The sequence below is a fragment of the Roseovarius indicus genome (assembly GCF_008728195.1).
GTDB lineage: Bacteria > Pseudomonadota > Alphaproteobacteria > Rhodobacterales > Rhodobacteraceae > Roseovarius > Roseovarius indicus.
This window is the reverse complement of the sequence record NZ_CP031602.1, coordinates 1-7053: the sequence shown is the minus strand read 5'-3', so window position 1 is coordinate 7053 and position 7053 is coordinate 1. Positions and strand designations below refer to the sequence as shown.

Below are 7053 nucleotides of genomic sequence, written 5' to 3'. Positions count from 1 at the left end.
GACCTACCCCTAGCTCATCCATGTTCAAATATCAGTTAAATCTGCAGCATATCTTTATCTGGCTGCTCTAATTTCGACCATACTGACCCGTCAAATATCGGTCAAGCTTGTTCAAATTTCGAGCAGACCTAGGTCACAGCTATGAGCTAGGGGTAGGTCACAGCTGTGACCTACCCCCCCCCCTTAAGTCCTTGTTTTTATTGGCTCGAAATTTTCCGCCTTCTAATGATCTATAGGAGGGCAAAAAATCCACGCTCGTTCGATCGGTAGCGCTCGTCAGTAAGCTGGCGAACGATCGGGCGGGGGTGGAGTTTTTGACTGACACAGGCGACGGAGGAGCCTGTTTATCTGTCAGTGCGTTTTTCGCACCATTGCTGATGATGTTCGTACATACCGCTGGCGAAACGCCAACCGGATGGGGTGGGTCAGGCAGGGAGGGGAAGGGTTATCCCCAATCTCGCCTTTCAACGCCTGTGGCAACGGTCGGATTGTGCTGAGAATGGGAAGGAGGTCGGTGGCTCCTCAATTCTCCCCTTGCGGTACTTGCCTGATCCAGAAGGCGCAGAAGCTGGATCCGTTGTCCTGGTCCACGACCTGCCCACCGAACCACGATCTACCGCAGTTGTAGCGCACCAGATCATCGACCGAGAGGGCCGACTTGGCCGTTTCCATGCCATAGGCCAGCAGAAGGCCCAGAACGGCCCCTGTGGCGAGCATGGAGGCCAACCACACCCAGAACCCGCCAAAGTAGCGCCACGCCTGCCTGCGGGCCTCTCCGGCGGCCTGTGAGAGGCTCCGGGCGGCTTCGAGGCTCTCGGTCCGGGTTTTCGCGATAGCCCCCTCAGCGGCGCTCGCAGCGGCTTTGGCGGTCTCTTCCCGGAGCACTGCCGCAACCCCCAGCAAACGCATCTCGACGGCTTTCTGGACTTCGGGGCCAACCTTGCACATCCGATCCACACCCTCGGCCAGCATTTCGTGCAGGGCTTCGGCATCTTCCTTGTCCAGACTGGTCCGCTTCAGGCGTTCCATGTCCTGCCGGATCAGGGTGATTTCATCAACGAGCTGCTGGAAGGGGTCTTTGACGCTCATGGACGTTCCGCCTTCGCAGCGACGCCATCCAGTTCTTCCAGCAATCCGACCAGCTCTTTCTGATCGACTTCGCGGGTGACGGCCCGACGCAGGAGGGCGGCGAGGGCGCGGGCCTTTTCCGGGTCTTTCAGCGCGTTGGATATTGCCACTGATCCGACGATGATCTTGCGGCGAGTTTCGCTGGCCTTCTGGCGTTCTTTCAGACGAGCCAACTTGGCCTGCGTCGCTGCAATCTGTTGATCAATACTCCGCGCCATTCTGACCTCCGCGTTCCTGACATCTGTTGATTTCTGGCAAAGGTTGAGGCAAGGTGCAAGACACGAAGTGCCCACTTATACAAACGCTGCGCGTTTGTGTGGGCGGGGGAGACTAGCGTTTCCCCTCGACCCCTAAGCAAAGTGCGGCACAGAATGGCAATCTATCATCTCAGAGCTTCGATGATTTCCCGCAGTCAGGGCCGCAGCGCCACAGCGGCTATTGCCTATCGTGTGGCGGAGCGTATCGAAGACCGCCGCACCGGGCTGACCTTCGATTACGCCGCGCGGGGCGGTGTCGATCACACCGAAATCCTCGCCCCGGATCATGCACCGGATTGGGGCCGCGACCGATCCGAGTTGTGGAACCGCGTCGAGGAAGCCGAGACCCGGAAGAACAGCCAGGTCGCCCGCGAGGTGCGCGTGGCCCTGCCTGCCGAGCTGACCCATGCGCAGCGTGTCGAGCTGGTCCGGGACTTCGCCCAGGAACAGTTCGTGGACCGTGGCATGATCGCGGATATCGCCCTGCACGCGCCAGGGCGCGATGGCGATGATCGCAATCACCATGCCCACATTCTGCTGACCACCCGCGAGATTGGCCCCGAGGGCTTCACCACCAAAAACCGCGACTGGAACAAGGTCGAGGTTCTGGAAGGCTGGCGCGAAGCCTGGGCGCGGGACAGCAACATCGCCCTTAAGCGCGCCGGCATCGAGGATCGCGTGGATCACCGGACCTTGGAGGCCCAGCGGGACGAGGCGCTTGAGCTGGCATCGGCGGCGCGGGAGCGCGGCGACGAGGGCGCGGAGCTGGTGCAGACGGTGCGCGCTATTGAGCTGGACCGACCGCCGTTGCCCCAGCTTTCCCCCGGCGCGTGGCAGATGAAAGAACGCGGCATCGAGGTCGGGCGGGTCGGGGCCTGGCACGAGGCCAAGGCCCGCGCGGCTGAGGTGATGGAGGTCGCCCGCGAGCTGGCCGGTCATGTCCGCGACTGGCTCGACCGGGCGGCGGATCGCGTGTTGGACCGTCTCGGGCCGGAGCAATCCGAGCTGGCGCTTGCCGGAGGGCGTGAGGGCCGGGAGCAGGAACCCGACCTTGCCACGCGGCTGCGCGAAGCGTGGGAAGGTCGGAAAGAGGGTCGGGAGCAGCATGAAGCCGATGCCTCAGAGCGGGAGGTTCCGGACGATCTGGCGGCGCGGTTGCGGGCCGCGGCAACCGGGATCGACCGGGAGGCGTTCGGAGATCGCGTTTCCGCGTTGCGCGAGGGCCGCGAGGCCGAGGAACAGCACACCGCGCAGGAGCAGGAGCGGCAGCGCACCAAGGAGCTGGAACAAGAGCAGGAGCGCGAAGTTCATGCCCGCCGCGACCGAGGGCATGATTACGGGTTGTAGACCTTCGCTGCGCTGCTCGCGAACAACCGCTGTGCGGACTTTGCTGCCTTTCACCAACTGTTAATGCACGTCCGCTTTGCCTTAGGCCCCATCGGAGGGTTTGCTTGCTTCGCAATCAATGATCCAAGATCGGCTGTCGGCGATCCCGCCCGCCGGGAGGCCGCGATCTTGGTCTCGACCTCATTCAACGTTCGGATGGACCCACCATAGGTGTCCTCGTAGTAGTGCTCCAGGAGTTCAGGCGTGAAGCCCTCAATCTTGTGCGCCTTGAACGGAAGTCCCCTCACAAAGTGCTCTTGGGTCGGTCCGTGCGCGGGCTTGGGAGTGTCTGTCATCTCATGTCCTTTCAGTAGGTCGAAAATCTGGTGGGAAAAGGTGGGGGGCTCACAGAAAAAGTCTCAGAGCGGCCCCCAGTAACGCGGCAACGAGCAAAATCCTGATAATCCCCCAGTGCAGCCGGAACGCTAGAAAGCAGCTGAGCAGAAACAGCGCTACGGCGAGCCATTCGATTGTGGCGAGGTCCGGTCGCCACAAGGTCACAGGGCCCAGGGTCTCGCGGCTCACATTGGTGAACAACACGTGCAGCGCAAACCAGAGCGAAAGATTGAGGATGACACCGACGACCGCCGCAGTGATCGCCTTGAGCGCGCCTTTCAGCCTCGGTTGGTTCGAAATCCATTCGATGTAGGGCGCACCGGCAAATATCCATAGGAAACAGGGCGCGAACGTCACCCAAAGCGCCACCACGGCGGCGCTGAGGCCAAGCAGAAGTCCGCCTTCCTTGAACCCGGCGAGGAAGCCGACGAACTGCGTTACGAGGATGAGCGGGCCTGGCGTGGTCTCCGCCAGTCCGAGCGCGTCGACCATTTCGCCTGCCGTCAGCCAGCCGAACTGAACAACGACATCCTGCGCCATATAGGCGAGAACCGCATATGCCCCGCCGAAGGTCACGACGGCGAGTGTGGAAAAAAACCTGCCTACCTCGACAAGAAGGTCCGGCGCGCCCAGCCAACCGAGGGCCAGCAATGGCAGAAGCCAGATCGCCATCCAGGTAGCAATTGTCAGGCCCGTCTTGCCTACCGAGACATGCGCCATGTCCACGGTTTGCCGATCCATGTCTGCGGTTCCCATGAACCAGCCGAACAGGCCCGCCATGAGAACGATCAACGGATAGGGGATCGATAGGAAGAATATCCCGACAAACGCCAGAGCGGCGATCACCCAATGCACTTTCTGCGACAGCGCTTTCTTGGCGACCCGCAACAATGCCTCGACGACGATCACCAGGACGGCGGCTTTGATGCCGTAAAACAGCGCCTCGACCAGTGGCACATTGCCATAGATGCTGTAGATCGCAGCAAGCGCCATGATCACGGCCGCGCCGGGAACGACAAAGAGCAACCCGGCGATAAGGCCGCCAATTGTGCCGTGAAGCCGCCACCCGGCATATGTGGCCAGTTGCATCGCCTCCGGACCGGGCAGCAGCATGCAAAGGCTCAACGCATTCAGGAATTGCTGCTCGGAGAGCCAGCTACGGTCTTCGACGACCTCCTTATGCATCAGTGCGATCTGGGCGGCAGGACCGCCGAAGGACAAGATTCCGATTTTCCACCACACGCGGGTCGCGTCGGAGAGAGACGGAGCCAGGTCCGTCTGGACATCATTCATACTGCTCATGACTCAAGCCTTTGTCGAAGCAGCAGGCCAGTCATGCCCTTCGCTCGTCGCGTCACGCGCCCATCGGTAAAAGGCATCGTAAAGCAGCATACCCGCGTCTAGTTGTTCCAGATCATCGCGGAACATGCGTGACAGACCCAAAGATGCTGCCAGAAGGCCAGCAGCCTCCGGTGCCAGATCATGTCTGTTGGTGTCGGCCCCGCGCACGATCACGGCCAATCTCTCAAGCGCCTCATGGCCGATGCCGAACTCCTCGATCATGGTATCGAACGTGCAGGTTTCGCCGCGATGGCTCCAAAACACATCCTCGATGTCGAATGGGGTCGCATTGAAGCGCTCAGCCACGTTGCCCACCTGTGAGGCGGCAACAAACAGGATTTGTGCCTTTGGGTCGATAAAACGACGAATGAGCCAAGGACAGGCAATCCGGTCGATTTTTGGACGATGGCGCGTCACCCACACTGTGCGACCCAACGCGTCAAGCGGCGGCAGTTTGTCCGTTATCACCAACGGGAGCTTCGCGTCTCTCCATGCGAATTGCCCGCCTTCAAGGACTTCTGCATTAACTCCTGAAGCGCGCAGCAAGGCCGCAGCTCCCTGACTAATCTTGAGGCCCTTTTGACAATAGACCACCACTGACCGGTCTTTGAGCGTTTCGGCCAGATCAACGACAGAATTGAACGGGTGGCGGTAAGCTCCGGGAATGAGTCTTGGATCATCGTCGAAATCTTCATCGATGCGCACATCGAGAAGGGTTGGACAATAGGGAGTCCCAATCAGACGGGCCAGAGCAGATACGGGGATTTCATTGTACGACGCCATAAAGCATCCTCCATGCAAAGAGCGAGAACTGGAAGGATGCAAGATTGGGCTGGCGCCTCACGGGGTTCTTGCGGACCCCTGAATTACTTTTCTAGATGCCATCGCTTCAAGTGTCAAACCCAAGAGCCGCCGTTGGCTGCATCGCAGAAATCCCGAAGTAAGGGCTCGAGTCAGATTTCGCCGCGCTCTGCATGAACGGCTGCTTTACTGAACCCGCAAGGGCATCGAGCGTTCCGATATTTGAGGTCTTCACGCTCGATGCCCTTGCTATCGGCGCACCTAGTTGCTGACGGAACTCACACGGTAGATATTTCATGAAGAAGGTCTAAAAAACGAAAGGGGCGGACTAGCCACCCCTTCGCATCTATTTCCCACCTAAGGGAAGCGGTCACGGTTGCCCGCGCCGTATCTGGCTCCTTAGGTAGCATCCTGTGGCCACAGAGTCAAGATTTTCAGTATGGGAGATTCTTGAGCGCGCGCTCTTTAATGTGCTCGAAATCGGCTTCGGAAATGCGCGGGATCACTCGCCCAGGTGGACTTAGGCGGCTTACGGCCACCGTCATCAGGTGGTCACAGATCACCCACGCTTGTTTCGCCTGTAGCGGGGACTGCATAGGGTAAGCATGTGGGTTGTCAGGCTGCGACTTGGTAGAGAAAGGCAGCACTGTGACTTTGCCGTGAAGGGTCGTTTTCAGCGACATGATGAGCACGGGCCGTGTTTTCCAGAACTCGGGCAACTGGGCGTCGTCGGGTAGCTTGCACCAATACACCTGACGGATGCGCGGAGCACTCTTGACGGTTGGCGCAACGCGCGGCGGTGGGGTTTCTTCTGCCATTCTGTTCCGTCACCTTTTCCACGGCCAGCGCCAGCCGGGGCGTTGTGCCTCTTGCGGGGCAGGCAGCATCCGGCGCAAGTCCTCGATGTGCTTCCCCCTCTCTTCCGCCAGTGCCTCGGCCACGGCGGCGCGTTGTTCGGCCTCTGCCAACTGTGCTTTCAGCGTATTAACTTCACCGGGCAAGTGGGTGTTCTTGTTGGTAAAGTTATCTGGTTCATCTTGTCCACCTGTTTTCGCGCTTTCCGTCCGTGGCTGGTAAACTCTGGCAAGTTCTGCAGGATCAATTTGCCACTGGCCTTTCCCATCCTGAACACCAGAAACTTTGCCGGTTTTCAGTGCTTTTGTGAGTGTTGGGCGGGATACTTGGTAAATCTTTACCGCCTCACGGATGGAAACATTAGCCACGGTGAATACCCCTATTCGCTATCTTCAGTAGGATGGCCAAAGGCGGGCAAGCTTGGTTCTAGACCGGGAAAGGATGGCTGAGAAACGGGTGGTAAACCTTGACCGGCTGGAAGCTGAAGCTCACCGACACGGGGCAGGCGGTGCAACTCTTCCTTGGCCGCATCGAGAGCACCAGCGGGTTGTTCATCCTCGCTGACCAGAACCTCGGCTTGCAGGCGCGAATACCGGAGCTTGTCACGGCCTTCTGTCCACGCCACGCGGCTATTCAGAACATAGGCGTTTACCGTGCCACTTGCGCCAATCTGGACAACTTCGACCCAGTTCCCGGATTCCAGTATCTTGATGGCGCGCTTCACTGTTGCAGGCGAGGAACCCATGAGTTTTGCGAGCACTTTGTGCGAGGCGACGATAGCGTTCTGTTCCCCGACATTCGCCACCAGGACATGCAGCAACGCCCCGGCAGCGGGCGACTTAACTGCCAGCCGACCCCACGCTTCATGCGCTGCGCGGTCGGTTTGGACGAAGTGTCCCCGCTGCTTCTTTGCCGGAAGCATTGCCCGTTCTCCCCCTAGCTCATCCAT

9 protein-coding genes are annotated in these 7053 nt (G+C 59.7%); 1 reads left to right on the top strand and 8 read right to left on the bottom strand.

Features of this window, described 5'->3' with window-relative positions:
• Positions 1–522: 522 nt before the first annotated feature.
• Positions 523–1089, bottom strand: coding sequence for a hypothetical protein (locus tag RIdsm_RS29970; protein ID WP_043872401.1), 567 nt, complete (start codon positions 1087–1089; stop codon positions 523–525).
• Complete coding sequence (locus RIdsm_RS29965) at positions 1086–1346, bottom strand: hypothetical protein (protein ID WP_043872400.1); 261 nt, start codon at positions 1344–1346, stop codon at positions 1086–1088. Before RIdsm_RS29965 ends, RIdsm_RS29970 begins: the two co-directional genes overlap by 4 nt.
• 153 nt (positions 1347–1499) lie before the next feature.
• Here RIdsm_RS29965 and mobQ point away from each other — a divergent pair, with 153 nt between their 5' ends.
• Entirely contained in the window at positions 1500–2732 is a 1233-nt protein-coding gene (mobQ, locus tag RIdsm_RS29960) for a MobQ family relaxase (protein ID WP_082033416.1), read from the top strand.
• Positions 2733–2782: 50 nt separating this feature from the next.
• On the opposite strand, the gene RIdsm_RS30445 is transcribed toward mobQ, so the two are convergent.
• The 6 genes from RIdsm_RS30445 to RIdsm_RS29930 all read right to left on the bottom strand — a co-directional run bounded on the left by RIdsm_RS30445 (position 2783) and on the right by RIdsm_RS29930 (position 7026).
• Entirely contained in the window at positions 2783–3067 is a 285-nt protein-coding gene (locus RIdsm_RS30445; RefSeq protein WP_043872399.1) for a hypothetical protein, read from the bottom strand.
• Between the two features lie 49 nt (positions 3068–3116).
• Positions 3117–4409: a chromate efflux transporter gene (gene chrA / locus RIdsm_RS29950; protein ID WP_043872398.1), complete on the bottom strand. Its 1293-nt coding sequence runs from the start codon at positions 4407–4409 to the stop codon at positions 3117–3119.
• A gap of 3 nt (positions 4410–4412) precedes the next feature.
• Complete coding sequence (locus RIdsm_RS29945; protein ID WP_043872397.1) at positions 4413–5231, bottom strand: chromate resistance protein ChrB domain-containing protein; 819 nt, start codon at positions 5229–5231, stop codon at positions 4413–4415.
• Between the two features lie 452 nt (positions 5232–5683).
• Complete coding sequence (locus tag RIdsm_RS29940) at positions 5684–6067, bottom strand: type II toxin-antitoxin system PemK/MazF family toxin (protein ID WP_050686564.1); 384 nt, start codon at positions 6065–6067, stop codon at positions 5684–5686.
• A 9-nt stretch (positions 6068–6076) separates the two neighbouring features.
• The gene (locus tag RIdsm_RS29935) at positions 6077–6472 is read right to left on the bottom strand and encodes a hypothetical protein (RefSeq protein ID WP_050686563.1); all 396 of its coding nucleotides are present in this window, start codon (positions 6470–6472) and stop codon (positions 6077–6079) included.
• A gap of 11 nt (positions 6473–6483) precedes the next feature.
• Positions 6484–7026 carry a replication/maintenance protein RepL gene (locus tag RIdsm_RS29930; protein WP_111772960.1) on the bottom strand — a complete coding sequence of 181 codons (543 nt, stop codon included), beginning with the start codon at positions 7024–7026 and terminating at the stop codon, positions 6484–6486.
• Positions 7027–7053: the final 27 nt, after the last annotated feature.